Consider the following 25,564-nt stretch of genomic DNA (forward strand, 5'->3'; position numbering starts at 1 on the left):
AGAAAAGCGGAAGGGATTACTGCGGCTGGGTGCCGAACCATTTCTCGTAGATGCGCGCGTAGGTGCCATCCTCACGCAGCTTTTTCAGCGCCGCGTTGACCGGCTCGCGCAGTTCGCTGCCCTTGGGGAAGCCGATACCGTACTGCTGCGCCATCATCTGGCTGCCCACCGCCTTGACCTGCCCTTCGCCGGCCGTCTTGATGTAATAGAGCACGTTGGGCGTGTCGTGCATGGCGGCATCGACACGACCGGTACGCAGTTCCAGGTACGCATTGTCGATGTTCGGGAACTGGCGCAGTTCCCTGGCCTTGAAGTTGGCCTTGGCATAGTCGGCCGCCGAGGTGCCGCTCTTCACCGCCACGGTCTTGCCGGCGACGTCCGCTTCGCCCTTGATGCTGTCGTTATCGCTCTTGACCATCAGCAAAAAGCCGCTGTCGTAGTAGCCGTCGGAAAAGTCGATGGCCTGCTTGCGCTCTTCCTTGATGGTGATCCCCGCCAGGGCGGCGTCCACGTTATGGGTCTGCAGGGCCGGGATGATGCCGTTGAAATCCATCGGCTTGAGGCTGTACTTGACGCCCATCTCCTTGGCGATGGCCGCCCAGAGATCGATATCGAAGCCGACATACTCATTGCCCTGCTTGAACTCGAACGGCACGAACGCCGTGTCCGTGGCGATCAACAGTTCCTTGTCGGCGGCCTGGGAAGTGCAGGTGATGGCAAGGGCCACAGCTGCGAGCGATACCTTGAAGAATTTTTTCATCGTCTTTCCTCTGCAAAAGGGGGCTCGATCACCGATGTCGGTGCGAGGGAAAGCGGCAGTCAGTACGTATGGGGCGGGCCCCTGATTGTTTTTAGGTGGCGAGTCCATGCCAGGGATTCCAGCGAGCAGTGACTCTGCACTTGCTGCAATGCAAATATCCGTTGCTTCATTGCCATATGCAAGTATTATTTGCATGAACTTTGGAGGAATCATGAGCCACGTACTGCACCGAAGCTTCACCCAAACCTATCCCACCGCCGTTGCGGGCGACGGGCCGTACCTCATCGACAGCACTGGGCGCCGGTATCTGGATGCGAGTGGCGGTGCAGCGGTCTCGTGCCTGGGCCATAGCGATCCGCAGGTGATCGAGGCCGTCAGGCAGCAGATCGGGCAATTGGCCTATGCGCATACTTCATTCTTCACCACCGAGGTGATGGAAGAGCTGGCGGATTTTCTGGTGGCCCGCGCGCCGGCCGGCCTGGAGTCGGTGTACTTCGTCTCGGGGGGCTCCGAAGCCATCGAGACCGCACTGAAGCTGGCCCGGCAGTACTTCGTGGAAATCGGCCAGCCAAGTCGCCGGCATGTCATTGCGCGCCGCCAGAGCTACCACGGCAACACGTTGGGCGCGTTGGCGGCGGGCGGCAATGAGTGGCGTCGCCGCCAATTCGAGCCGCTGCTGATCGACGTCAGCCATGTCAGCCCCTGCTACGCCTACCGCGAGCAGCGCAACGGCGAAACTGCCGAACAGTTTGCCACTCGCCTTGCACTCGAACTGGAGGCGGAAATCCTCCGCCTGGGGCCGGACAATGTCATGGCCTTCGTCGCCGAGCCGGTGGTGGGAGCCACCCTGGGTGCGGTCACGGCGGTCCCCGGGTACTTCCGGCAGATCCGGCAGGTGTGCGACCGCTACGGCGTGCTGCTGATCCTGGACGAAGTCATGTGCGGCATGGGGCGTACCGGCTCACTGTTCGCCGCCGAGCAGGAAGGTATCAGCGCCGATCTGATCACCATCGCCAAGGGGCTGGGGGCCGGCTACCAGCCGATTGGCGCGACGCTGGTCAGTGCCCGGATACGCGACGCCATCGCGAACGGTTCCGGCTACTTCCAGCACGGGCACACCTACATCGGCCACGCTACGGCATGCGCCGCGGCGCTGGCGGTGCAGAAGGCCATCGAGCAGCGCGGCCTGCTCAATCGGGTGATCGACAGGGGCAATGCATTGCAGGCTCGCCTGATGGAAGTGCTGGGCAACCATGCCCATGTCGGCGATATCCGCGGACGCGGCCTGTTCCAGGGCCTTGAACTGGTCGCCGACCGGCAGGACAAGACCCCGTTCGCCCCCGAACTCAAGCTGCACGCACGCCTCAAGAAAGCCGCCATGAATGAAGGTTTGATGTGCTATCCGATGGGGGGCACGGTGGATGGCCAATACGGCGACCATATCCTGCTGGCACCGCCGTTCATCATCGATGAACACCACATCGACGAGATCGCCCACAAGCTGGCCCGCGCCATCGACGTGGCCATCAACGCACTCTGACGGAGCCCCCATGGAAATCAGATCCCGACTGACCCCGTTGCCAGCCGGCAACATGAGCGAAGATCAGCAGCGCGTACTCACCGACATCCTCAAGGGGCCGCGTGGCAACCTCGACGGGCCGTTCCTGGCGTGGATCCACAGCCCTGCGCTGGCCGATCACGCCCAGCGCCTGGGAGCGTTCTGCCGGTACGGCACGCGCCTTGAGCTGCGCCTGACCGAACTGGCGATATTGACCACTGCCGCCTGGTGGCGCTCCCAGGCCGAGTGGCAGATCCACGAGCCCATCGCCAGGTCCGCCGGCTTGTCCGGGGCGATCATCGATGCCTTGAGGGCACAGCAGGCCCCCTTGTTCGAGGCGGCAGACGAACAATGCGTCTACGACATCGGCCAATCGCTCCACGAGACCCGGCGCGTGCCAGCCGACCTCTATGAACAGGGCGTGGCGCTGTTCGGCGAGCCGGGACTGGTCGAACTGATCGGTGTGTATGGCTACTACACGCTGGTGGCGATGACGCTCAACGTGTTTGAAGTCCGGCGTGACCCGAACGTGCCGTTGCCGTTTGACGAGTCGCTTGGCTGATGTGCCCGCCTGTTGATTGCGGTTCCACGACTTGTTTCGCCGGCGTCATCGAGGGTTTCCTGAAGCGCCGCAACCCTTGATCCCCATGGCGGCTCCCCGGCACGGAGCCGCCTTCCAGGCACCGTGCAACCGTCACACTTTCGTCATCACAGATGCCCTCTGCTGGAAAGGCGACCCCGCGCTCGTTGTTGTGCGAGGAACTGCCTGAGATAGCGATAGGTCGCCCCAAACGGTGCCGCTGCCTGAGTGCACCCTCACCTTCAGACCGAATGATATATCGAGTAAGGGTCCAATGTTCTTCCCGCGTGCCAAGTTACGCCGGGACATAGCCGACAAATGGACAGGCTTTCATATGAAGTGGTGTTTTTTCGAGCATGAACGGGCCAGCCACAGTTTCACGCTAGTTGCATGACTGCCATCAAACAATGAAGGCAAATTAATATCAAAAGGCCATAGCTCTTACTCTATCCAATCCGTCACTGCCAAAATACAAGTGTGCGAAGCAACAGCTCTCCGCCGCGGTGCCACCCTGGATTCGCTCTACGGCAAAGGCCCTCACACAACTTGAGCATTGCAAGTAACAGGAAACACTCGCCCCCGGCTTGTCGAACAGTTCAAACATCCGATCATCGAGACTTAATAAGGTTTGACTGACTAGTCACTATTGACTATACCGTCTCCCAGGGACGGAACCCGGTCATCGACGATCTCAGGAGAGATCGTTGCGAGTTGAAGTCATTCCCGCCCCTTCTGGTACAGCAGTACGCGAAAGGAAGCCGGGTCAATTCGCGTTGTCATGGAAGGACAAAACGCCTTGAGCATTCTCGATAGCAGCATCAAACCGTCCGCAGAAGACCAGGCCGACCGTTTCACCGCACGCCATCTCGGCGACTGGCTGGTGTTCTGCCTGATTCTCTACATCAGCAGTGAACTGGACCGCCTCCTGGGGCTCTGGCTGCTCCTGATCCCCCTGCTCGCTGCACCCGCGCTGGTCGCATCCGGCAGTTTCATCGTAGGGTTCGCGGCCAATCTCTGGACGCGCCGCTGGAAACGCCTGGTGTCAGTCGTCGTAGCCCCCGTCATTACCGTCGGCCTGCTGACGGCCTCGTACCACTATGGCGTGGATGCCGGCTGGGTGAGCTTTCAGTTGAAGCGGCATGTCTACCTGGAAACGATTCGCAGCCTGCCGCAGTCGTCGGCCAAGTACCATGAGTGGAGTTGGGGCTCAACGGGTGGCGATGTCGGCACGAACGTGGCCTATACCCTCGTCTATGACGAAACGGACAAGCCACTGACCCAGCCCAGGAACGACAGGCAATGGCAGGATAATGCGTCGGTGCAGCCCTACGGGCATCACTTTTTCCTGGTGACCGAGCTGCGTTGAGGATCGCTACGACCCGGTCGGGATGATCCTCAACCAGGGCCATCGAGCCTGATAGCTTCTTGCTTTGGGCTCGAACAGGTTCGGATCAGGGTATTCGGGGTTGATACGCAGAATGCCCTGCTCCACGTCAGCCAGCCCATACGGCGCATAGACTTCCCCCGAGGCGACATCCAACCCGATGCACGTCCCGGCAATCAGGTAGCGGTCGATCCCCTCCCGGGTCGAATGCAGTTGGGAGTAGGAGCGGCCAAACCGCTCCTCGTACCAAAGATGGACACGGGCCTGGTTCCTCACCTCGATATTGACCCCGAGATCCTGGAACAGTCGCTCGACCGAGCGGATAACCGCATCCTCGGCTTCCCAGGACAGGTCCTCATCAAAGTAGAAAACGTCGTAGTCCTTTATCCCCCAGTCTGCCGGCAGTTTCGCCTGGTGATTCCACACGGCCTGGAACAGGCAGCCTGCGGTGAGCATGCACTGGTTCAGGCCCAGCGAAGGCAGGCGTGCGGTGATTTGAGCGTTGGCCGGATTGAGCATCGCCAGGCTGATCAGGCGTTCGACAGTCAATGTCATATGGGAGTCCTCTGGGATCTGCTGCTCGCCGTGCTGTGGCGCTGGTGCCCAGCGGCCCCGAACACGGGTTCATCCTGGCTCAGGGGCGTGTCACGCAAACGCGATACCTGATCCATCGATCGAATTCATCCTCCGGGTCCTGGTGAGTTTCAAGCACCTCCAGGAACCCGCAACGCTCAAGCCCCGTCAGGTCCTCAAGCGTCCACCCTGCGGGGAAATCGCTGGAAACATCCTTGCCCTGATGCTCGATCCAGTGGAAAGCCCCGAAAGGCAGGTAGCCCAGCCACTCCGACTTGTAGGTGATCTCGTCCACTGCGCTGGCTGCCACCAACGCCTTGATCCTGTCCTGGATGCTGCCCTGCCTATCACTCATTCTGCTCTCGCTGTTCCACGCAAGGCCAATACTGCCAGCACTGCGACCCAGATCACCGACACCCCATAGTTGAGTCGCTGGTACAGGCCAAACAGGTGCCCCTCGGCGAAGGCCTTGGCCATCATCGCCACGGTAACGATCGACAGGATGACACAGATTGCCGAAAACACGCCGAAGCCGGATGACGACAGCAGTCGCTTGCCGAGGAACACCCAGAACAATGCCGCCAGCGTCAGCGAAACGAACATCACCAGCCCCGACAGGTTGTGGATCTGTTGCGAGAGCGATGGCTGGGCAGGCACGCAGCCCTGGTCACAGGAGAAGTAGCCGGTGGCCAGGCTCGCCAGGCCATGCACGAAGATCAGCGCCGCACTGAGCAGCGCCAGCCGCGAGTCCCTGAAACGTCTGGCCAGCCCCCAGGCAAAGAGCATGAACCACAGCCCCAACGGGAAGTTGTTCACCCAGGCCGAGAAGCTGTGGGTGGGTGCCCCCTCGGCGCCCAATTGACTCATGGCCAGTTCCAGATGGCTGTAGCCCGGATAGGCGAGCGCAGTCAGGGTAACCCCCAGGAACAGCCAGAACGGAATCAGTACGCCCAATCCCAGCAAGGCACGATCGGTGGTTTTCACGGTATGGCGCTCCCTTGTCTTGTAATGATCAGTCCGCGCTCCATGCTAGGGAACAGCCCTCTCATGCGTTACCGATTTTTTTGCAAGGCAGCTTGCGCATGCGTCATGATGCCGCCCCCGCCCCATGGATGGCCCTCAATGACTCGACGCCTGCCGAGCACCTCCGCGCTGCTCGCCCTGGAAGCCGCCGCTCGCCACCAGAGCTTCGCCAAGGCCGCACAGGAACTGGCACTGAGCGAAGGTGCGATCAGCCGCCAGATCGCCAAGCTGGAGGACTTCATCGGGGTAAGGCTGTTCCATCGCGTGGGCAACCGCGTCGAACTGTCCGCTCCCGGCGCCAGCTATGCGGCACGCATGCGCACGGCGCTGGCCGACATCGAACGCCATACCCGCCAGTTGATGAGCGACACGCAAGGCATGACCTCACTGGAAATCGGCGTGATCCCGACCCTCGCCAGCCGCTGGCTGATCCCCAGGCTCGCGCGGTTTCGGGAGCGTCACCCGGACATCGAAGTCAATCTGCGCGAAAGGACGCAGCCTTTCTCTCTTGAGGAAAGCGACCTGCATGCGGCCATCAACTACGAGCACCCGACCTGGCAGTCGATGAAGGTGCAGTCGCTGTTCGAGGAACCCGTGGTCGCGGTCTGCCATCCACGCCTGGCCGACAGCGTGGCGCACAACATGCCGCTGCTGCACAAGCATAAAAGCCCCTACGGTTGGGACCGCTACGCGCAGCTCGCCAACCTGCAACTGCCCGGCATTTCGGCAGGCCCTACCTATGATCGCTACGCGCTGCTGATTGAAGCGGCCAAGGCCGGCATCGGCATGGCCCTGGTGCCGCGGCTTTATGTCGAGCAGGAATTGAAGGAAGGCCGGCTCAGTGCGCCATGGCCAACGTTCACCCAGTTGAGCGAACGTTATGTGCTGGTCACCCGACCTGCAGCGCAGCGCCCGCCGGCGCTGGAGAAGTTCGAACGCTGGCTGATCGAGGAAGGCGCCAGTCACCTTCCCGCGTGATCAGAACACCAGCTTGTAGCCGATGGTGAACAGCATCAACGCCAGGAACGGCCGCAGGAATCCGTCGGCCACCCGTCCGGCCAGATGACTGCCAAGGTAGATCCCGGGCAACGAGCCCATCAACAGGAAGCCCAGCAGTTCCCAGTTCATGTTGCCCATGCCCGCATGCCCAGGCCCGCCACCAGCGTCAGTGGCACCGCATGGGCGATCTCGGTGCCGACCAGGCGCCGGGTCGGCAGGAACGGATAGAGGATGAACAACGCCACCGTGCCCAGGGCCCCGGCGCCGATGGAGGTCAGCGCCACCATGGTGCCCAGGACCAGGCCGGTCAGCACGGTCAGGCCGTTCAGCTTGGGCGCGCTGATTCGCGAGTGGTCGACGCCGCGCTGGTGGGCGAACCTCAGCAAGGTCTTCTTGAACAGCACCGCCAGCGCCGTCAGCAACAGCACCACGCCGAGCGCCTGCTTGATGATGCGGTTCAGTTCATCGGGCGCCTCGTTCAGGCTGCTGAGAAACCACAGGGTCAGCAACACTGCCGGCACGCTACCGAGGGTCAGCCAGCCGGTGATCTTCCAGTCGATATTGTCGTTGCGCTTGTGCACCAGCACGCCACCGGACTTGGTGATGGCCGCATAGAGCAAGTCCGTACCCACGGCGGTTGCCGGGTTGATACCGAACCACAACAGAATCGGCGTCATCAGCGAGCCGCCACCGACGCCCGTCATCCCTACGATAAAGCCGACCACCAAGCCTGCTACGACAAAACCGAAATTACCGACATCCATTAGCAAACCCTGGCGAGACGACCAAAACAGGCGCGCAGCATAGCGGTTAATCTTATGACCGTTTATAAAAATAAAATCTATCGTTATAACCATATCAATGATCGGGCTGATGCTTTTTCTGTTTCAGCAGAGGGATTTGCCTCCTTGAGAACACCTCATAACCCCAGGGGGAACCGGGAGGAAACCCCGAACAGCAAGGGGTCAGTACTGTGATCAGCGCCCCGGCTGCCACTGCGGATACTGCACCAGCCCTTCGTACCGCAACCACGGCACATCATGGGACACCCAGATGTGCTGCTCGGGGATCACCCCCGGGTCCTCGTCCAACGTCGCCACTCGCACGATCACCACCGGCATGTTCAGCCGCTCGGCCATCAGGTGCGAGCCACAACGCGAACAGAAATGCCGCAGCTTGCCAGGTGACGACTCATAGGCCGTCAGCGCGTCCCGCCCCGTCTTCCAGCGAAAGTGTTCACGCTTGACGCCGGCCGTGCTGGCAAACGCTGCCGCGTGGGTCTTGCGGCAGGTCTGGCAATGGCAATGCCCGATCGGCATGTCGAGCGCATCGACTTCATAGGTGACCGTTCCACACGCACAACTGCCCTTCATATCGGCTCCCGGCTCATGGCTGATTCGAGGGCATCCTACACCGCTGCCGCAGCAGGCGTCAGGTCGCGCGAGACATCAATCCCGGCGCACGCAGCAATAGGCCTCGGTGCGATAGGGAAAGGCAACGGTTTCCTGGCCACGCAAGGCCGGATGGGTCTGAATCAGCTGTTGAAGCTGATCGGCGACAGCGGCCTTTTCCGCCGGCGCTAACGCCGCGATGAAACTGACCGACAGGAATCGATCGATGATCACCTCCCGGGGCGTCCCCACATGGCTGTACTCGAAATGGCTCAGTTGCGGCGCCGAGAAGTAGCGACTGTCGTTGAAGGGCAAGCGCCAGGCACCGGTATGAAAACGCGGCGTGTCACCCTCGTAGGGCGTGATGATCCGGGTGATCTGCGCCACCCAGTCCACCGATTCGTCGCGCACGTTCCACACCAGCCCCAACCGACCGCCGGGCCTGAGTACCCGATGGATCTCGGCCAGCGATGATTCATGGGCAAACCAGTGAAAGGCCTGGGCACAGGTCAGCGCATCCGCGCTGCCGGCGTCCAGCGGCATGGCGTCGGCGGTGCCCGACAGCGCGCGCACCTGCGGCAGGCGCGCCAACAGCTCGGCGCGCATGGCCTCCACCGGTTCGACCGCGGTCACCATGGCCCCGGTCTGACTGAGCAGGCGGGTGAACTTGCCGGTGCCGGCGCCCAGATCGATTACCCGGGCAGTGGGGACGGCGCCCAGGGTGTCACGCAACCATGGCAGCAACTCGGCGGGATAGTCAGGGCGCCCCTGGGCGTAGGTCTTGGCTTCGGCGCTGAAGCCGACTTGTGCAGCCTGGTGAACACCCGACATACCAGCGATCTCCGTAGGTCAATCCTGCAGGATACTACCCGAATCAGTCATCCAGATCCTTGGGCGCGGCAGGCGCCTTGCCCGGTTTTTCCGCCTTGCCGGGCTTGCCGCCCTTCTCCGGCTTGGCTTCGGCGGCGGCCGGGGCTGGCGCGGGTGTCGGCGCGACGGTAGCTTTCTCGGCAGCCGGCAAGTCATCGACCGCCTTGAACACCTCGGCGATCGGCAACGGCCCGTCATGCTCGAGGGTCTTCTGCTGGCCGTCCTTGCCCACCAGAATCACCGTGGACTTGCCTTCCGGTGTGACGCCCAGCTTCAGTCCACGGATCAGCGCCATGGTGGTCGGCTGCTCCATGTATTTGTCGGCGCGCTTGCCCACCGTCTGGGCCACTTCGTACAGCACCAGTTGACGCTCGTCGAACGCCTTGCGGTTGGCCGGCTCGTCAAGGGCCTTCTTCAACCCGACCAGGGTCGGGTCCGCGGTGCTCGGTGCAATCACCACCAGTGCGCGGGATTTTCCGAAGTCCTGGGCCAACGGAGAGTCGACATCGGCGGCCAGCAACGGGCCGGACGCGAAGATCGACAGGGCGGCGAGGGTCAAAGACCGGACGAACATACACACCTCCTTTGAATATTCATGGGGTAATGATTGCGCATCGTAGGAAAAGATCCACACAGGGCCGAGTTATTTCTCAAAATTCAGGTAACGGGATCTTTCTTCCAACAGGATATCGAACAGCGCCTGGGCCGCCGTGGACAACTCATGGCCCGGTTTGGTCAACACGCCGATGGCCCGCTCGACCACAGGCCCATGCAGGGTGAGGCAACGCGCACCCAGCTCGCGCATCTGCCCGACACACAGCGCCGGCACCGCGCTCACGCCCAGGCCACTGGCGACCATGCGCCCCACCGTCGCCAGTTGATGGCTCTCGAACTCCACCGGCAAGGTCATGCCCCGGGCATGCAGGTGCTCCTCGAGCATCACCCGCACATTCGACGGGCGCTGCAAGGTGATGAAGGGCTCACGCAGCAAGGTGTCCCAATCGATCTCGGCCGCGTCGGCCAGCGGCGAATCCGCCGGCACCACGGCCACGAAGCGATCGATGTACAGCGGCGTAAAGCGTAACGACGAGTTCTGCAGCGGCTCGAAGGCCACGCCCAACTCCACCTGGCGATCGCCGACCATCTCCAGTACCTGCTCGTTGATCACATCGTTCACCGCCACGTTGACCTGCGGGTAGCGCGCGCGAAAGGTCTTGAGGATCGGCGGCAGCAGGTTGCCGGCGAACGACGGCATCGCCGCCAGGGTCACCCGGCCGCGCTGCAGGGTGAAACGTTGGCGTAATTCATCCTCGGCATTGTCCCAGTCGGCGATCAGGCGCCGGGCCAGCGGCACCAGCGCCTCGCCCTCGGGAGTCAGGGCGACGTTGCGGGTGTTGCGACTGAACAGGCGCCCGCCCAGCCCTTCCTCCAACGCCTTGATGGTCAGGCTCAGGGCCGATTGCGAGAGGAACAGCCGTTCACCGGCCACGGCGAAACTCAGGCTCTGGGCAACGGCGAGAAACGCCCTAAGCTGTTTGACGGTCATCGGAATTTTCTCATGGCAGCGGGCATTTATTGATTTTTCTCAATCAATCAAACCTAAAAATCAACTTAACAAATATATTTCCCGGAGCAACACTCTGTCCAAAGGTCGTGAAGGCCAACGAACAACAAAAGAGGATCATGCAGATGGCAGGTTTCGATAAACGCGTGGCGTCCTACGAGGAGGCCCTCGCCGGCCTCGAAGACGGCATGACCGTACTCTCCGGCGGCTTCGGCCTGTGTGGCATCCCGGAAAACCTGATCGCCGAGATCAAGCGCCGTGGCACCCGCGACCTCACCGTGGTTTCCAACAACTGCGGCGTCGATGGTTTCGGCCTCGGCGTGCTGCTCGAAGACCGGCAGATCCGCAAGGTGGTGGCCTCCTACGTCGGCGAGAACGCCCTGTTCGAGAAGCAACTGCTCAGCGGGGAAATCGAAGTGGTGCTGACCCCGCAAGGTACCCTGGCCGAGAAGATGCGCGCCGGCGGGGCTGGCATTCCGGCCTTTTTCACCGCCACCGGCGTCGGCACCCCCGTGGCCGAGGGCAAGGAAACCCGTGAATTCAACGGCCGCCCGTACCTGATGGAAGAATCCATCACCGGCGACTTCGCCATCGTCAAGGGCTGGAAAGCCGACCATTTCGGCAACGTCATCTATCGCCATACCGCACAGAACTTCAACCCGCTGGCGGCCACCGCCGGCCGGATCACCGTGGTCGAAGTCGAGGAAATCGTCGAGCCGGGCGAACTGGACCCGGCGCAGATCCATACCCCGGGCATCTACGTCGACCGGATCATCTGCGGCACGTTCGAGAAGCGCATCGAACAGCGCACCGTGCGCAAGTAATCCCCGGCCCCCTCGACTTACGGAGAACAAGAACATGGCACTTTCCCGCGAACAAATGGCCCAGCGCGTCGCCCGCGAGCTGCAGGACGGCTTCTACGTCAACCTCGGCATCGGCATCCCGACCCTGGTCGCCAACTACATCCCGGCCGGCATGGAAGTCATGCTGCAATCGGAAAACGGCCTGCTCGGCATGGGCGCCTTCCCCACCGAAGACGCGGTCGACGCCGACATGATCAACGCCGGCAAGCAGACCGTCACCGCCCGTATCGGCGCGTCGATCTTCTCCTCCGCCGAATCCTTCGCGATGATCCGCGGCGGCCACATCGACCTGACCGTACTCGGCGCCTTCGAGGTCGACGTGCAGGGCAACATCGCCTCCTGGATGATCCCCGGCAAGCTGGTCAAGGGCATGGGCGGCGCCATGGACCTGGTGGCGGGAGCCGAGAACATCATCGTCACCATGACCCATGCCTCCAAGGATGGCGAATCGAAACTGCTGTCCAAATGCAGCCTGCCGCTGACCGGTGCCAATTGCATCAAGCGCGTGCTGACGGACCTGGCCTACCTGGAAATCGAAAATGGCGCTTTTGTCCTCAAGGAACGCGCTCCTGGCGTCAGCGTCGAAGAGATTGTCAGCAAGACCGCGGGTAAACTGATCGTTCCCGACCATGTGCCTGAAATGCAGTTTTCCTGATGAGGAATGAAGCGATGCAAGACGTAGTGATTGTTGCCGCCACCCGTACGGCGATCGGCAGCTTCCAGGGTGCGCTGGCCAACGTCAGCGCGGTGGATCTCGGTGCGGCGGTGATCCGCCAGTTGCTGAGCCAGACCGGCCTGGACGGTGCGCAGGTCGATGAAGTGATCATGGGCCAGGTGCTCACCGCCGGTGCCGGCCAGAACCCGGCGCGCCAGGCCGCGATCAAGGCCGGCCTGCCCCACGCCGTGCCGGCCATGACTCTGAACAAGGTCTGCGGTTCGGGCCTCAAGGCCCTGCACCTGGGCGCCCAGGCTATCCGCTGCGGCGATGCCGAGGTGATCATCGCCGGAGGCCAGGAAAACATGAGCCTGTCCAACTACGTGCTGCCCGGTGCCCGCACCGGCCTGCGCATGGGCCATAGCCAGATGATCGACACCATGATCAGCGACGGGCTGTGGGACGCGTTCAACGACTACCACATGGGCATCACCGCCGAGAACCTGGTGGCCAAGTACGACATCAGCCGTGAAGCCCAGGATGCCTTCGCCGCCGCCTCGCAGCAGAAGGCCGTGGCCGCCATCGAGGCCGGGCGTTTCGTCGACGAGATCACGCCGATCCTGATTCCCCAGCGCAAGGGCGACCCGCTGGCATTCGCCACCGACGAACAGCCACGCGCCGGCACCACGGCCGAGGCGCTGGCCAAACTCAAGCCGGCGTTCAAGAAGGACGGCACGGTGACCGCGGGCAACGCCTCGTCGCTGAACGACGGCGCCGCCGCGGTGATCCTGATGAGCGCCGCCAAGGCCGAGGCCCTGGGCCTGCCGGTGCTGGCGAAGATCGCCGGTTATGCCAACGCGGGTGTCGACCCGGCGATCATGGGCATCGGCCCGGTCAGCGCGACCAGGCGCTGCCTGGAAAAGGCCGGCTGGAGCCTGGAGCAACTGGACCTGATCGAAGCCAACGAGGCCTTCGCCGCCCAGTCGCTGTCGGTGGGCCAGGAACTGGGTTGGGACGCCAGCAAGGTCAACGTCAATGGTGGCGCCATTGCATTGGGCCATCCGATCGGCGCCTCGGGTTGCCGGGTGCTGGTGACCCTGCTGCACGAAATGATCAAGCGTGATGCGAAAAAAGGCCTGGCGACCCTGTGCATCGGCGGTGGCCAGGGCGTGGCACTGGCGATCGAGCGTTAAAAAAGGTCCCTTCGCGGGCAAGCCCGGCTCCTGTGGAATGGATGACCGATCCTTCTGTTGGGAGCCGGCTGCCACCGCAGAACGAGTGCTATCCTCGACTCATGTTTCCATGCCTGTCGAGGCCAGCCCCCGCATGATTCTCGTCCTGCTGCCCCACTGCGACTACGACCCCACCGAAAGCAGCGTGCCCTGGCAGTATCTGCAGCGTGCCGGCATCGAAATCCGTTTCGCCACCCCCGAAGGCACCGTCGCCCATGCCGACCCGCGCCTGGTGGAACACGGCTTCGGCCCACTCAATCCGCTGCTGATGACCCGCAAGCCCGACCTGGACAGCTATCGGGCTATGCTTGCCGACCCGCACTTCCAGCATCCCCTGGCCTACGCCGATGTCGACCCAACGCAATTCGACGGCCTGCTGGTCCCTGGCGGCCACGCCGATGGCATGCGCAGCCTGCTGGACTCCGAGGCGGCGAAACGGATCGCCCTGCACTTCTTCAAGACCGGCAAACCGATCGCCTCGGTCTGCCACGGCCCGCTGCTGTTCGCCCGTACCCTCGATCCCGACACGGGCCGCTCGGTGCTGTACGGACGCAAGGTCACCGGCCTGCTGTCGATGACCATGGAATTGGCCGCCTGGCTGATTACCGCGCCGTGGCTCGGTCGCTACTACCGCACCTACCCGCAGACCGTCGAAGCCGAGATCAAGACCGTGCTCGCCAGCCCCGGGACTTCATCAGCGGGCCACCGGCGCTGCTGCGTGACTCGGCCAGTAAACCCGGACGCGGCTTCACCGTCCGCGACGGCAACCTGCTGACCGCGCGGTGGCCCGGCGACTGCCATCGCCTCGCCACCGAATGGCTGAAGATGATCAAGGAAACGCGCAACGCCTGAGCCGAATTAACCGCCCTGGCTGTTCAAGGTTGAAACGGCTACAGGCAACCGTGACACTCAAGCCCTGCCCGGCTGCCGGGTGAGCATTACCTCCAGCTCGACCGTGTGCACGAAGCACAGCTTGTTGCCTTCCGGGTCGCGGCAGTAGGCGCCGTAGTAATCGGCCGCATAGTGGGGCCGCAGGCCCGGTGCGCCCTCGTCCCTTGCGCCCAGGGCCAGGGCACGGTCCCAGGCCGCCTGCACCGCCGCCCGGGACGGTGCGGCGAAACTCACCTGCACACCGTTGCCCCAGGTCGCCGGCAGGCCGTTGAACGGCTCCTGCACGAAAAAGTGCGGCCAGGCCCAACCCGGCAACCGCCAGCCGGCGCCCGGCGGGCCGCCATCCTGCTCATCGGCCATGCGCACCAGGCCGAGTTCGGCCAGTACAGCTTCGTAGAAGGCAATCATGCGCGGCAGGTCCCGCGCGCCGAGCTGGATATGACTGAACATGGGAATCCTCCCTGATGAATGGCAGGTCGCTCAGTCGAGCCTGAAGGCGTCGTCCAGCGGAATGCGATAACCGTTGGCCAGCCGGTTGGTTTCGTTGGCCATGCCGACCACCGCCTGCAGTTCGCCGAACATCGCGTCGGTCATCCCCGCCTTGCGCGCCGCCGCGGTGTGGGAGGCGATGCAGTACGGGCAGTTGTTGGTGACGCTGACGGCGACATAGATCAGTTCCTTGGTCAGCGGGTCCAGGGCGCCGGGGGCCATGATCTCCTTGAGGCTGTCCCAGGTGCGGCGCAGGGTCGGCGGATGCGCGGCCAGGCACTTCCAGAAGTTGTTGACCTGCTCGACCTTGCGGGTCTGCATGATGTCATCGTAAACCGCGCGTACTTCGGGGCTGGCGTCTTCGTATTCGGTCAGGTGCTGGGACGACATGGAGCTTCCTCGCAATGAATGGATTAGCACGTCAAGGCGCCTACGTTACGCCTTCTGCCCGCGCAGACGAAAGCTCCCCGGACTCTCCCCCGTCCATTGCTTGAAGGCCCGGTGGAACGCACTCGGCTCGCGAAAGCCGACTTCCAGGGCGATCTCGGCAATGCTCGTGCGGGTGCTGCGCAGGCGCTCGAAGGCGATGGCGCGACGGACTTCGTCCTTGATCTCCTGGTAGGAAAACCCCTCACGCTGCAAGGCCCGGCGCAGGCTGGCCAGGTGAATGCCGAATTCGTCGGCCAGTTGCTCCAGGGTCGGCCAATGATCGTAGCCGCACGAACGCAGGCGCTGGTGCACCCGGGCACTGAAGCCCTCGCGATTGCGAAACCGGATGAACACCGACTGCGGCGCATCGCGCAGGAACCCATAGAGCGACTTGCGGTCGGCCAGCACCGGCAGACGCAGGTACTCGCGCTCGAACTCGATTTCGGTGACCGCCGCGTCGAACTCGACATAGGCGCCCCACAGCAGGTGCTCGTCGCCATGGGGTGGCCGGGCATAGGCGAAGCGTGCCCGACTGATGGGAATCCGCCGGCCGGCCAGCCAGCACATCAGGCCGACGATCAGGATCAGGAAGGTTTCGGTAACCACCGCCTGCAGGTACGGGTCGCGGGCATCCGTGGTCATCACCACGGCGACCCGCTTGCCGCGCGCCAGCACCTGGGCCTGGATGTCGCGCAGGAACAGCGCGAAATACTCCAGCGACAGGCCCAGTGCCTTGCCTACCGTCGGTGCCTGGATCAGGCCGCGGCAGATCAGGGCAAAGCTGCCGACGGGCATGCCGTGGGAGTCGAAGCCGAAGAACTCATCGCCCAGCTCGCGGATCACCGCCAACCACAACTGGGCCAATTGCCGGGGAGCCACCCGCTCGCCCAGTTCCTCCACCGAGCGCTCGCTGAAACCGGCACCCTGCAGCAACTCGGCGACCCGTTGCGGGTTGTCGAGAAAGCGCGTCAGCAGGGCCTTGACGAAGTACGACGACACCGAATGTTTTTCTTTCATGAATCCCAGGCTGCGTATGGCAAAAAAGAACAGATTTACTGAGCGGTTTCGGCATAGGCCGAACCGATGTGCGGTCCTAGACTGGGCGACCAGATAGGTCCTGCTTCAGATAGGGCGCCCGAGACGGGCTAGGCTATGTACGAAATCGCTTGAAACTTGGTTATGCGACGTTAAAAACCGGCTCGGAATGCTCATTGACAACCAGTCAAGTCGGGCGCGACCCCGGGCGTTCCTCGCCGGTTTTCGCCTTGCCTAACCTGCGTTTCAAACAATTTCGTACACAGCCTAAGCTTCCCCACCGGCTCCCCCAACAACAGCAACAGCGAAGCGCCCACGACAACCCAACAGGAGTGCCCCATGTCAAAGCCCGAAGTGTATATCGTCAGCGCCGTCCGGACAGCCATCGGCACCTTCGGCGGCGCCCTGAAGGATGTGCCCCTGAGCGATCTGGCCACCACTGCCGTCAAGGCCGCGCTGCAGCGCAGCGATGTGGACCCGGCGCTGGTCGGCCATGTGGTGATGGGCAACGTCATCCCCACCGATACCCTGGATGCCTACCTGTCCCGCGTTGCCGCGATGAACGCCGGCATTCCCAAGGAAACCCCGGCCTATAACGTCAACCGCCTGTGCGGCTCGGGCCTGCAGTCGATCGTCTCGGCCGCCCAGACCCTGCTGCTCGGCGACGCCGAAGTGGCCATCGGCGCCGGTGCCGAATCCATGAGTCGCGGCCCGTACCTGCTGCCGGCCGCCCGCTGGGGTGCGCGCATGGGCAACGTGCAGGCCATCGACTACATGCTCGGCATCCTCCACGATCCGTTCCACGGCATCCACATGGGCATCACCGCCGAGAACATCGCCGAGCGCAATGGCATCACCCGCCAGATGCAGGACGACCTGGCCCTGGAAGAACAGGTGCGGGCCCGCCGCGCCATCGACGAAGGCCGCTTCGAGGGGCAGATCGCCCCGGTGGAAGTGCGCAGCCGCAAGGGTACCGAGCTGTTCAGCGTCGACGAGCACCCGCGCAGCACCTCGCTGGAACAGTTGGCGCAGATGCGCACCGCCTTCAAGAAGGACGGCACGGTCACTGCCGGCAACGCCTCGGGCCTCAACGACGGCGCGGCCGCCGTACTGATGGCCAGCGCCTCGGCGGTGCAGGCCAACGGTCTCAAGCCCCTGGCCCGACTGGTGGCCTACGCCCATGCCGGGGTCGAACCGGAACTGATGGGCCTCGGCCCGATCCCGGCCACCCGCCTGGCACTCAAGCGCGCCGGTCTGAGCATCGCCGACCTCGACGTGATCGAGTCCAACGTCGCCTTCGCCGCCCAGGCCTGCGCGGTCAGCCAGGAACTGGGCCTCGACCCGGCGAAGGTCAACCCCAACGGCTCGGGCATCTCCCTCGGCCATCCGGTCGGGGCGACCGGTACCATCATCGCCACCAAGCTGATCCACGAGCTGCATCGCACCGGCGGACGCTATGGCCTGGCCACCATGTGCATCGGCGGTGGACAAGGCATCGCCGTCATCTTCGAACGGGTTTAAGGACGATCTTCATGACTATCCAACGTATCGCCGTGATCGGCGCCGGCATCATGGGCAACGGCATCGCGCAGGTCTGCGCGGTGGCGGGCCTGCAGGTCAGCCTGATCGATGTGTCCCAGGCTGCCCTGGACAAAGGGCTGGCGACCCTCAGCGGCAACCTCGACCGCCAGGTGCGCAAGGCCGTGATCAGTGCCGAGGACAAGCAGGCCGCCCTCGGCCGCATCAGCCTGAGTACCGACTACGCGGTGCTGGCCGGAGCCGAGCTGGTGATCGAGGCCGCCACGGAAAACCTCGAACTGAAAAAACGCATTCTCAAGCAGGTCGCCGAAGTGGTCGGCGCCGAGTGCATCATCGCCACCAACACCTCGTCGCTGTCGATCACCGAACTGGCGGCAGCCATCAGCCAGCCGGCACGCTTCATCGGCCTGCACTTCTTCAACCCGGTCCCGGTGATGGGTCTGCTGGAAGTCATTCGCGGCCTGCAGACCAGCGACGCCACCCACGCCAGCGCCCTGGCCCTGGCCACGCAGATCGGCAAGACCGCCGTGACCGCCCGCAACCGCCCTGGCTTCGTGGTCAACCGCATCCTCTGCCCGATGATCAACGAAGCCATCTTCGTCCTCCAGGAAGACCTGGCCAGCGCCGAAGACATCGACGCCGGCATGCAACTGGGCTGCAACCAGCCGATCGGCCCGCTGGCCCTGGCCGACCTGATTGGCCTGGATACCCTGCTGGCGATCATGGAGAGCCTGCACTCGGGCTTCGACGAACCGAAGTACCGGCCGGCGCAGTTGCTCAGGGAAATGGTGGCGGCCGGTTACCTGGGTCGCAAGAGCGGGCGTGGCTTCTACACGTACGAAGGCTGATTGGCCATGGCCCGGGCAGCTCTTGCCATTGCATCGCAGGCGCCGGAACAGAAACCTTCACGCCATCTGGAAACCCGCACCAAAGCCGTGGCGCTGTTTGCCCGGCGCGGGTTCGCCCAGGTTGGCCTGCGGGAACTGGCCGCGCACCTGGGCATCCAGCCGGGCTCGATCTACAACCATATCGAGAGCAAGCAGGCGCTGCTGTTCGAGCTGATCGAGAGCCTGCATCTGGACCTGCTCGAAATTGTCGCCGCGCCTTCGGCGCGGGCCTCGCGCTCGGCAGAAAAGCGCCTGGACGCACTGATAACCGCGCACCTGGACCTGCACCGCGACAAGGCCGATTTCTTCCGCGTCGCGGAGCATGAATTCCACTGCCTGGACGACTCGCAGCAGGCGGCCGTGCTGGAATTGCGCCGCCGCTACGAAAGCCACCTGGTCAAGTTGCTCACGCCCCTGGGCCTCTCCCCTGACGAGTCCCTGGCCCGCACCACCGTGCGTACCTTCCTCTGTCTGCTGAACAACCTGCCGGCCTGGACCGACGATGCCGGCCTGGAGCCACAGGGCCATCGACTGCTGATGCACGGAATTGCCTTGGGCGCGGTGAAAGGCGCCCTGGCCAGTGCCTCTCGGTGAAAATCACCTGAAGCAACGGGTGACCTAATCGCGGTTGCTGCTTGATTTCTTCCGGCTGAAAATCAGACGTGCTGCATACCCAGGCCTGCAACTGAGCCCGGCTCCCCCCTCAGAGACAGGTCGCGACAGCCGCCAGCCTTCTGGCACCGATCGGTTTGGTCACGGTGGCGTAGTAGTCGACCACGGTACCCTCGGCCTCGCGGCGGACATCGACGAAGTATTCGGAACCACGGGTGTAGACCGTCGAGCCCCCCTTGTAGCCCGGTTGCAGATAGGCTGCGGCGTCGACATCGAAGACCTTTTCGTCCTGCCAGGAGAACTGGATGCACTGGGCGACGACATTGTCGGCCTTGGTCGAGGTGAAACTCTTGGTCGGCCCGGTGCTGCGGGTCTGATTCATGCCGGGGCCCATGCACCCCGCCAATGCCACTGCCGCCACCGCCCCGATTAACATCCGCATGACCGTTCCCTGCTCGAAAAAAAGAAGCGACTTTAGCACTGAGTCCACGCAATACGAACCGGATTCGCACAGCCTGCCAGCCATGCGGACAGCGCGGATCCGGCTTGCAACCCCGGCACCTTGAGCCAGACTGTCCAGAGGACTGCCCACATAGGCAAAAATGCAGACAAGACCTGCACTTATCTCGGTTGTACACGGCAAATTTGCACTGATACGATCAACCATCGTTCGCTTGCGAACGCACCTAAAAAGACAATAAAAGCAGGGAGTTAGTAATGACTGCTCGGGTTTCATCCTCCGCTGCGACGGATTTTGACGACACCTCGGCCGATGTCCTGGCGCAGGTGCGCAACCACATCGGTCACCTTACCCTCAACCGCCCCGCCGGCCTCAATGCCCTGACCCTGGACATGATCCGCCTGCTGCAACGTCAGCTCGATGCCTGGGCCGAAGACCCGCAGATCCACGCCGTGACCCTGCGCGGCGCCGGCGATCGCGCCTTCTGCGCCGGCGGCGACATCCGTTCGCTGTACGAAAGCTACAAGAGCGGCAGCCGGTTGCACGAAGAGTTCTTCGTCGAGGAATACGCTCTCGACCTCTGCATTCATCACTACCGCAAACCGGTGCTGGCGCTGATGGACGGTTTTGTCCTCGGCGGCGGCATGGGCCTGGTGCAAGGCGCCGATCTGCGGGTCGTCACCGAGCGCAGTCGGCTGGGGATGCCGGAAGTCGGCATCGGCTACTTCCCGGATGTCGGTGGCAGCTACTTCCTGCCCCGCATTCCCGGCGAGATCGGCCTGTACCTGGGCGTCAGCGGCGAGCAGATTCGCGCCGCCGACGCGCTCTACTGCGGCCTGGCCGACTGGTACCTGCACAGCGACAGGCTGGCCCTGCTGGACCAGCGCCTCGACCAGCTGGAATGGCACGACACCCGCTCAAGGACCTGCAGAGCCTGCTGGCCAAGCTGGCCGTACAGACCCTGCCGGATGCACCGCTGGACAAGCTGCGCCCGGCCATCGACCACTTCTTCGCCCTGCCCGACGTGCCCAGCATCATCGAACAGATGCGTGCAGTGACCGTCGCCGACAGCCATGAGTGGGCCCGGGACGTCGTCAGCCTGCTGGAAACCCGCTCGCCTCTGGCCATGTCCGTGACCCTGGAGATGTTGCGCCGGGGCCGTCACCTGAGCCTGGAAGCGTGCTTCGCCATGGAGTTGCACCTGGACCGCCAGTGGTTCGAGCACGGCGACCTGATGGAGGGTGTGCGCGCCCTGTTGATCGACAAGGACAGAACGCCCCGCTGGAATCCACCCACCTTGCACGCGCTGCAACCCGAGCGGGTCGCACGTTTTTTCCAAGGCCTCGACACAAGCGAAAACTGAAGCCATGCACGATATCGAACTGAGCGAAGAACAAGTGATGATCCGCGACATGGCCCGGGATTTCGCCCATGGCGAAATCGTGCCCCATGCCCAGGCCTGGGAAAAGGCCGGCTGGATCGACGACGGCCTGGTCCGCAAGATGGGCGAGCTGGGCCTGCTGGGCATGGTGGTTCCCGAGGAATGGGGCGGCACCTACGTCGACTACGTCGCCTATGCCCTGGCCGTCGAAGAGATTTCCGCCGGCGATGGTGCCACCGGCGCGCTGATGAGCATTCACAACTCGGTTGGCTGCGGCCCGATCCTCAACTACGGTTCCCAGGCGCAGAAGGAAACCTGGCTGCAGAAGCTGGCCACCGGCCAAGCCATCGGCTGTTTCTGCCTGACCGAGCCGCAGGCCGGCTCCGAGGCGCACAACCTGCGCACCCGTGCCGAACTCAAGGACGGCCAGTGGGTGATCAACGGCGCCAAGCAGTTCGTCAGCAATGGCAAGCGTGCCAACCTGGCGATCGTCTTTGCCGTGACCGACCCGGAGTTGGGCAAGAAAGGCCTCTCGGCCTTCCTGGTGCCGACCGATACGCCAGGTTTCATCGTCGACCGGACCGAACACAAGATGGGCATCCGCGCCTCCGACACCTGCGCCGTCACCCTGAACCAGTGCACGGTACCCGAGGCCAACCTGCTGGGTGAGCGTGGCAAGGGCCTGGCGATCGCCCTGTCGAATCTTGAAGGCGGGCGGATCGGTATCGCCGCCCAGGCGCTGGGTATCGCCCGCGCCGCCTTCGAAGCGGCCCTGCGTTATGCCCGCGAGCGTGTGCAGTTCGACAAGCCGATCATCGAGCACCAGAGCATCGCCAACCTGCTGGCCGACATGCACACCCGGATCAACGCCACGCGACTGCTGATCCTCCACGCCGCACGCCTGCGCAGTGCGGGCAAGCCGTGCCTGTCGGAGGCGTCACAGGCCAAGCTGTTCGCCTCGGAAATGGCCGAGAAGGTCTGCTCCTCGGCGATGCAGATCCATGGTGGGTATGGGTACCTGGAAGATTATCCGGTGGAGCGTTACTACCGGGATGCGCGGATCACGCAGATCTACGAAGGGTCGAGCGAAATTCAGCGGATGCTGATTGCGCGGGAGCTCAAGCACTACCTGGTATAACGCCGGCACCTGTGCCGCAAGCCCAGCCTTGTAGGAGCCGGGCGTGCCCGCGAAGGCGCCCTTGAGGACGCCAGGAGCTTCGCGGGCAAGCCCGGCTCCTACACTGTCCGGCCCTCACAAGATTGGGCCAGGCTCAGCGATCCTTGAACTGCGCCTCGCGCTTGGCCACGAACGCCGCCATGCCCTCTTTCTGGTCCTCGGTGGCAAACGCCGCATGGAACACCCGACGCTCGAAACGCACCCCCTCGGACAGGCTGACCTCGAACGCCCGGTTGACGCTCTCCTTGATCATCATGCTGATCGGAATCGACTTGCCGGCGATCACGGCCGCCACCTTCAGTGCTTCGTCCAGCAACTCATCGACCGGCACGATCCGCGCCACCAGGCCGCAACGCTCGGCCTCCACCGCATCGATGAAACGCCCGGTCAGGCACAGGTCCATGGCCTTGGCCTTGCCCACCGCACGGGTCAGACGCTGGGTGCCACCCATGCCCGGCAGCACGCCGAGGTTGATCTCCGGCTGGCCGAACTTGGCGTTGTCGGCAGCCAGGATGAAGTCGCACATCAGCGCCAGCTCACAGCCGCCGCCCAGGGCAAAACCGGCCACCGCGGCGATGATCGGCTTGCGCCGGTTCGCCACCCGATCGCTGTCGCTGAACAGGTCGTCGAGGTAGATTTTCGGATAGGTCAGCTCGGCCATTTCCTTGATATCGGCGCCCGCGGCAAAGGCCTTCTTCGACCCGGTCAGCACGACGCAACCGATCTCCGGGTCGGCCTCCAGGCGGTCCAGCGCCTGGTTCAACTCACTGACGATCTGTGCGTTCAGGGCATTGAGCGCCTGTGGGCGGTTCAGGGTGATCAGGCCGACGCGGCCCTTGATGTCCAGCAGAATGGTTTCGTAGTTCATCGTTAATGTCCTTGCTCACAGGTTGCGCGAAATGACCATGCGCTGAATGTCGCTGGTACCTTCATAGATCTGGCAGACCCGCACGTCGCGGTAGATCCGCTCCAGCGGGAAGTCGTTCAGATAGCCATAGCCGCCGAGGGTTTGCAACGCCGAGGAACAGACCTTCTCGGCCATTTCCGAAGCGAACAGCTTGGCCATGGAGGCCTCCACCAGCGCCGGCTTGCCGCTGTCGCGCAGGGCGGCGGCGTAGTGCACCATCTGCCGCGCCACGGCGATCTGGGTCGCCATGTCCGCCAGGCGGAACGCCACGGCCTGGTGCTCGATCAGCGCCTTGCCGAAACTCTGCCGCTCACGGGCATAGTCGCGGGCCGCCTCGAACGCCGCCCGGGCCATGCCCACCGATTGCGCGGCAATCCCGACCCGACCGCCCTCCAGGTTCGCCAGGGCAATACGATAGCCCTCGCCCTCCTCGCCCAGGCGGTTGGCGACGGGGACCTTCACCCCCTCGAAGAGGATCTGGCAGGTATCGGAGGCATGCTGGCCGAGCTTGTCCTCGACCCGCGCGACCTTGTAACCCGGCGCATCGGTGGGCACGATGAACGCGCTGATACCGCGCTTGCCGGCACTCGGGTCGGTCACGGCAAAGACGATCACCACCCCGGCATTCTGCCCGGAGGTGATGAACTGCTTGCAGCCGTTGAGCACGTAGTGGTCGCCCTCCAGCCGGGCGCGGGTCTTCAGGCCACTGGCGTCGGAGCCGGCCTGGGGTTCGGTCAGGGCGAAGGCACCGAGCATCTGCCCACCGGCCAGGGCCGGCAGGAAACGAGCCTTCTGCTCGTCGTTGCCGAAGTTGAGGATCGGCACGCAGCCCACCGAGTTGTGCACGCTCATGATGGTCGAACAGGCGCCGTCACCGGCAGCGATCTCTTCCAGGGCCATGGCGTAGGCCAGGTAACCGGTATCGCAACCGCCCCACTGCTCCGGCACCAGCATGCCGAAGAAGCCCAGTTCGGCCATTTCGCCGATGGCTTCCCGGGGAAAACGGTGCTCACGGTCCCACTCGGCGGCGAACGGTTTGAGCCGTTCCTGGGCAAAGTCCCGGGCGGCATCGCTGATCTGTTGTTGCTCTTGGTTCGGTAGCATGGGGACTCCTTACAGGCACTCGATCGCCATCGCCGTGGCCTCGCCACCGCCGATGCAGATCGCCGCGATACCGCGCTTGAGGTTCTGCTGACGCAGTGCCGACAGCAGCGTCACCAGGATCCGCGCACCGGACGCACCGATGGGGTGTCCCAGGGCACAGGCGCCGCCATTGACGTTGACCTTCTCATGGGGGATCTGCAGCTTGTCCATGGTTACCAGGGTGACCACGGCGAAGGCCTCGTTGATCTCGAAACGGTCGACCTGGTCCAGGGTCCAGCCGGTCTTTTTCAACAGCTTGTGGATCGCGCCCACCGGCGCCACCGGGTACAGGCTCGGGGTGTCGGCGAATGCCGCATGCCCGTGGATCACCGCCAGCGGTTTCAAGCCGCGTTTTTCGGCTTCGGAGCGGCGCATCAGCACCAGCGCCGCCGCACCATCGGAAATCGAGCTGGAGTTGGCCGCAGTGACCGTACCGTCCTGGCGGAACGCCGGTTTCAGCGAGGCGATCTTGTCCAGCCTGGCCTTCGGCGGTTGCTCGTCATCGCTGATCAGCCGTTGCTCCTTGCCGACCGTCACCTGCAGCGGCACGATCTCGTCCCTGAAGCGGCCTTCGCGGATGGCCTGTTGCGCACGGGTCAGGGAGGCGACGGCGAAAGCATCCTGGGTTTCGCGGCTGAAGCCGTTGGTCTCGGCGCAGTCCTCGGCAAAGGTGCCCATCAGCCGGCCCTTGTCATAGGCGTCTTCGAGGCCATCGAGGAACATGTGGTCAAGCACCTGGCCATGGCCCATGCGATAGCCCGCGCGGGCGCGGTCCAGCAGGTACGGAGCGTTGGACATGCTTTCCATGCCGCCGGCCACCACCACTTCGGCACTGCCGGCCAGCAGCCGGTCATGGGCCAGGATGGTCGCTTCCATGCCGGAGCCGCACATCTTGTTCAGGGTGGTGCAACGGGTGCCCTTGTCCAGCCCGGCGCCCAACGCCGCCTGACGGGCGGGAGCCTGGCCGAGACCGGCCGGGAGCACACAGCCGAACAGCACCTCGTCGACGGCATCCGCCGCCACCCCGGCGCGCTCGACCGCGGCACGGATCGAGGCGGCGCCCAGTTGCGGTGCGGTCAGGCTCTTGAGGTCGCCCTGGAAGCCGCCCATGGGGTGCGCACGGCGCTGACGATGACCACGGGATCCTGGATAGTCATGGGTA

Annotated in this window: 25 protein-coding genes and 4 pseudogenes; 13 read left to right on the plus strand and 16 right to left on the minus strand. The window is 63.7% G+C overall.

Annotated elements, in window-relative coordinates; translation table 11 throughout:
• Nucleotides 1-16: 16 nt before the first annotated feature.
• Nucleotides 17-760 carry a glutamine ABC transporter substrate-binding protein GlnH gene (gene glnH / locus ACZ5KU_RS17230; RefSeq protein WP_054059981.1) on the minus strand — a complete coding sequence of 248 codons (744 nt, stop codon included), beginning with the start codon at nt 758-760 and terminating at the stop codon, nt 17-19.
• Between the two features lie 211 nt (nt 761-971).
• Between glnH and ACZ5KU_RS17235 the strand changes: the two genes are divergently transcribed.
• From ACZ5KU_RS17235 to ACZ5KU_RS17245, 3 genes are all read left to right on the plus strand, one after another.
• On the plus strand, nt 972-2,300 hold the full coding sequence (locus ACZ5KU_RS17235) for an aspartate aminotransferase family protein (protein WP_416769135.1): 1,329 nt from the start codon (nt 972-974) through the stop codon (nt 2,298-2,300).
• A 10-nt stretch (nt 2,301-2,310) separates the two neighbouring features.
• Complete coding sequence (locus ACZ5KU_RS17240) at nt 2,311-2,880, plus strand: carboxymuconolactone decarboxylase family protein (protein WP_273826257.1); 570 nt, start codon at nt 2,311-2,313, stop codon at nt 2,878-2,880.
• An 814-nt stretch (nt 2,881-3,694) separates the two neighbouring features.
• Nucleotides 3,695-4,264: a hypothetical protein gene (locus tag ACZ5KU_RS17245; RefSeq protein WP_054059992.1), complete on the plus strand. Its 570-nt coding sequence runs from the start codon at nt 3,695-3,697 to the stop codon at nt 4,262-4,264.
• 6 nt (nt 4,265-4,270) lie between these two features.
• Here ACZ5KU_RS17245 and ACZ5KU_RS17250 read toward each other — a convergent pair whose 3' ends face one another.
• The 3 genes from ACZ5KU_RS17250 to ACZ5KU_RS17260 form a co-directional block, all read right to left on the minus strand.
• Complete coding sequence (locus ACZ5KU_RS17250; RefSeq protein WP_054059984.1) at nt 4,271-4,837, minus strand: nucleotidyltransferase family protein; 567 nt, start codon at nt 4,835-4,837, stop codon at nt 4,271-4,273.
• A gap of 79 nt (nt 4,838-4,916) precedes the next feature.
• Complete coding sequence (locus ACZ5KU_RS17255; RefSeq protein ID WP_054059985.1) at nt 4,917-5,210, minus strand: hypothetical protein; 294 nt, start codon at nt 5,208-5,210, stop codon at nt 4,917-4,919.
• Nucleotides 5,207-5,839 carry a DUF998 domain-containing protein gene (locus tag ACZ5KU_RS17260; protein WP_054064351.1) on the minus strand — a complete coding sequence of 211 codons (633 nt, stop codon included), beginning with the start codon at nt 5,837-5,839 and terminating at the stop codon, nt 5,207-5,209. Before ACZ5KU_RS17260 ends, ACZ5KU_RS17255 begins: the two co-directional genes overlap by 4 nt.
• 138 nt (nt 5,840-5,977) lie before the next feature.
• Here ACZ5KU_RS17260 and ACZ5KU_RS17265 point away from each other — a divergent pair, with 138 nt between their 5' ends.
• The gene (locus ACZ5KU_RS17265; RefSeq protein WP_416769138.1) at nt 5,978-6,856 is read left to right on the plus strand and encodes a LysR substrate-binding domain-containing protein; all 879 of its coding nucleotides are present in this window, start codon (nt 5,978-5,980) and stop codon (nt 6,854-6,856) included.
• Here the strand turns inward: ACZ5KU_RS17265 and ACZ5KU_RS17270 are convergent.
• The 5 genes and pseudogenes from ACZ5KU_RS17270 to ACZ5KU_RS17290 all read right to left on the minus strand — a co-directional run bounded on the left by ACZ5KU_RS17270 (nt 6,857) and on the right by ACZ5KU_RS17290 (nt 10,684).
• A pseudogene (locus ACZ5KU_RS17270) lies at nt 6,857-7,641 on the minus strand (sulfite exporter TauE/SafE family protein).
• Nucleotides 7,642-7,854: 213 nt separating this feature from the next.
• A complete protein-coding gene (locus ACZ5KU_RS17275; RefSeq protein ID WP_054059989.1) occupies nt 7,855-8,250 on the minus strand; it encodes a GFA family protein in 396 nt (131 codons plus the stop codon).
• Between the two features lie 75 nt (nt 8,251-8,325).
• Nucleotides 8,326-9,099 carry a class I SAM-dependent methyltransferase gene (locus ACZ5KU_RS17280; protein WP_464735909.1) on the minus strand — a complete coding sequence of 258 codons (774 nt, stop codon included), beginning with the start codon at nt 9,097-9,099 and terminating at the stop codon, nt 8,326-8,328.
• 43 nt (nt 9,100-9,142) lie between these two features.
• Nucleotides 9,143-9,712 (minus strand): DUF4174 domain-containing protein, encoded by a 570-nt coding sequence (locus tag ACZ5KU_RS17285; RefSeq protein WP_054064354.1) that lies wholly within the window; start codon nt 9,710-9,712, stop codon nt 9,143-9,145.
• A 69-nt stretch (nt 9,713-9,781) separates the two neighbouring features.
• A complete protein-coding gene (locus ACZ5KU_RS17290; protein WP_054060778.1) occupies nt 9,782-10,684 on the minus strand; it encodes a LysR family transcriptional regulator in 903 nt (300 codons plus the stop codon).
• Between the two features lie 143 nt (nt 10,685-10,827).
• On the opposite strand from ACZ5KU_RS17290, the gene ACZ5KU_RS17295 reads away from it, so the two are divergent.
• The 4 genes and pseudogenes from ACZ5KU_RS17295 to ACZ5KU_RS17310 all read left to right on the plus strand — a co-directional run bounded on the left by ACZ5KU_RS17295 (nt 10,828) and on the right by ACZ5KU_RS17310 (nt 14,304).
• Nucleotides 10,828-11,526 carry a CoA transferase subunit A gene (locus ACZ5KU_RS17295; protein WP_026144891.1) on the plus strand — a complete coding sequence of 233 codons (699 nt, stop codon included), beginning with the start codon at nt 10,828-10,830 and terminating at the stop codon, nt 11,524-11,526.
• 34 nt (nt 11,527-11,560) lie between these two features.
• Nucleotides 11,561-12,220 carry a CoA transferase subunit B gene (locus ACZ5KU_RS17300; protein WP_017902124.1) on the plus strand — a complete coding sequence of 220 codons (660 nt, stop codon included), beginning with the start codon at nt 11,561-11,563 and terminating at the stop codon, nt 12,218-12,220.
• A gap of 14 nt (nt 12,221-12,234) precedes the next feature.
• A complete protein-coding gene (locus ACZ5KU_RS17305; RefSeq protein ID WP_416769143.1) occupies nt 12,235-13,413 on the plus strand; it encodes an acetyl-CoA C-acetyltransferase in 1,179 nt (392 codons plus the stop codon).
• Nucleotides 13,414-13,546: 133 nt separating this feature from the next.
• Nucleotides 13,547-14,304, plus strand: a pseudogene (locus ACZ5KU_RS17310) (DJ-1/PfpI family protein).
• 57 nt (nt 14,305-14,361) lie between these two features.
• Here ACZ5KU_RS17310 and ACZ5KU_RS17315 read toward each other — a convergent pair.
• The 3 genes from ACZ5KU_RS17315 to ACZ5KU_RS17325 are packed head-to-tail and all read right to left on the minus strand — an operon-like array spanning nt 14,362 to nt 16,278.
• Nucleotides 14,362-14,793 carry a VOC family protein gene (locus ACZ5KU_RS17315; RefSeq protein WP_416769145.1) on the minus strand — a complete coding sequence of 144 codons (432 nt, stop codon included), beginning with the start codon at nt 14,791-14,793 and terminating at the stop codon, nt 14,362-14,364.
• Nucleotides 14,794-14,823: 30 nt separating this feature from the next.
• Nucleotides 14,824-15,222, minus strand: coding sequence for a carboxymuconolactone decarboxylase family protein (locus tag ACZ5KU_RS17320; RefSeq protein WP_054064356.1), 399 nt, complete (start codon nt 15,220-15,222; stop codon nt 14,824-14,826).
• A gap of 45 nt (nt 15,223-15,267) precedes the next feature.
• Nucleotides 15,268-16,278 carry an AraC family transcriptional regulator gene (locus tag ACZ5KU_RS17325; protein ID WP_416769148.1) on the minus strand — a complete coding sequence of 337 codons (1,011 nt, stop codon included), beginning with the start codon at nt 16,276-16,278 and terminating at the stop codon, nt 15,268-15,270.
• A gap of 357 nt (nt 16,279-16,635) precedes the next feature.
• Between ACZ5KU_RS17325 and ACZ5KU_RS17330 the strand changes: the two genes are divergently transcribed.
• The 3 genes from ACZ5KU_RS17330 to ACZ5KU_RS17340 are packed head-to-tail and all read left to right on the plus strand — an operon-like array spanning nt 16,636 to nt 19,316.
• Complete coding sequence (locus tag ACZ5KU_RS17330) at nt 16,636-17,817, plus strand: acetyl-CoA C-acyltransferase family protein (protein WP_054064358.1); 1,182 nt, start codon at nt 16,636-16,638, stop codon at nt 17,815-17,817.
• A gap of 11 nt (nt 17,818-17,828) precedes the next feature.
• Nucleotides 17,829-18,683 carry a 3-hydroxybutyryl-CoA dehydrogenase gene (locus tag ACZ5KU_RS17335; protein WP_054061216.1) on the plus strand — a complete coding sequence of 285 codons (855 nt, stop codon included), beginning with the start codon at nt 17,829-17,831 and terminating at the stop codon, nt 18,681-18,683.
• Nucleotides 18,684-18,689: 6 nt separating this feature from the next.
• Nucleotides 18,690-19,316 carry a TetR/AcrR family transcriptional regulator gene (locus ACZ5KU_RS17340; protein ID WP_054061221.1) on the plus strand — a complete coding sequence of 209 codons (627 nt, stop codon included), beginning with the start codon at nt 18,690-18,692 and terminating at the stop codon, nt 19,314-19,316.
• Nucleotides 19,317-19,425: 109 nt separating this feature from the next.
• On the opposite strand, the gene ACZ5KU_RS17345 is transcribed toward ACZ5KU_RS17340, so the two are convergent.
• A complete protein-coding gene (locus tag ACZ5KU_RS17345) occupies nt 19,426-19,776 on the minus strand; it encodes a hypothetical protein (protein WP_026145275.1) in 351 nt (116 codons plus the stop codon).
• A gap of 275 nt (nt 19,777-20,051) precedes the next feature.
• Here ACZ5KU_RS17345 and ACZ5KU_RS17350 point away from each other — a divergent pair.
• Both ACZ5KU_RS17350 and ACZ5KU_RS17355 read left to right on the plus strand, forming a co-directional pair.
• Nucleotides 20,052-21,157, plus strand: a pseudogene (locus ACZ5KU_RS17350) (enoyl-CoA hydratase/isomerase family protein).
• Nucleotides 21,158-21,161: 4 nt separating this feature from the next.
• Complete coding sequence (locus ACZ5KU_RS17355) at nt 21,162-22,313, plus strand: acyl-CoA dehydrogenase family protein (RefSeq protein ID WP_054064361.1); 1,152 nt, start codon at nt 21,162-21,164, stop codon at nt 22,311-22,313.
• Between the two features lie 133 nt (nt 22,314-22,446).
• Here the strand turns inward: ACZ5KU_RS17355 and ACZ5KU_RS17360 are convergent, their stop codons facing one another.
• From ACZ5KU_RS17360 to ACZ5KU_RS17370, 3 genes and pseudogenes are all read right to left on the minus strand, one after another.
• Entirely contained in the window at nt 22,447-23,220 is a 774-nt protein-coding gene (locus ACZ5KU_RS17360; protein WP_054061219.1) for an enoyl-CoA hydratase, read from the minus strand.
• 15 nt (nt 23,221-23,235) lie between these two features.
• Nucleotides 23,236-24,363 (minus strand): acyl-CoA dehydrogenase, encoded by a 1,128-nt coding sequence (locus ACZ5KU_RS17365; protein WP_054064363.1) that lies wholly within the window; start codon nt 24,361-24,363, stop codon nt 23,236-23,238.
• A 9-nt stretch (nt 24,364-24,372) separates the two neighbouring features.
• Nucleotides 24,373-25,559 (minus strand): annotated as a pseudogene (locus tag ACZ5KU_RS17370) (acetyl-CoA C-acyltransferase).
• Between the last annotated feature and the right edge of the window lie 5 nt (nt 25,560-25,564).

It is taken from the genome of Pseudomonas sp. Tof1, from assembly GCF_055390395.1.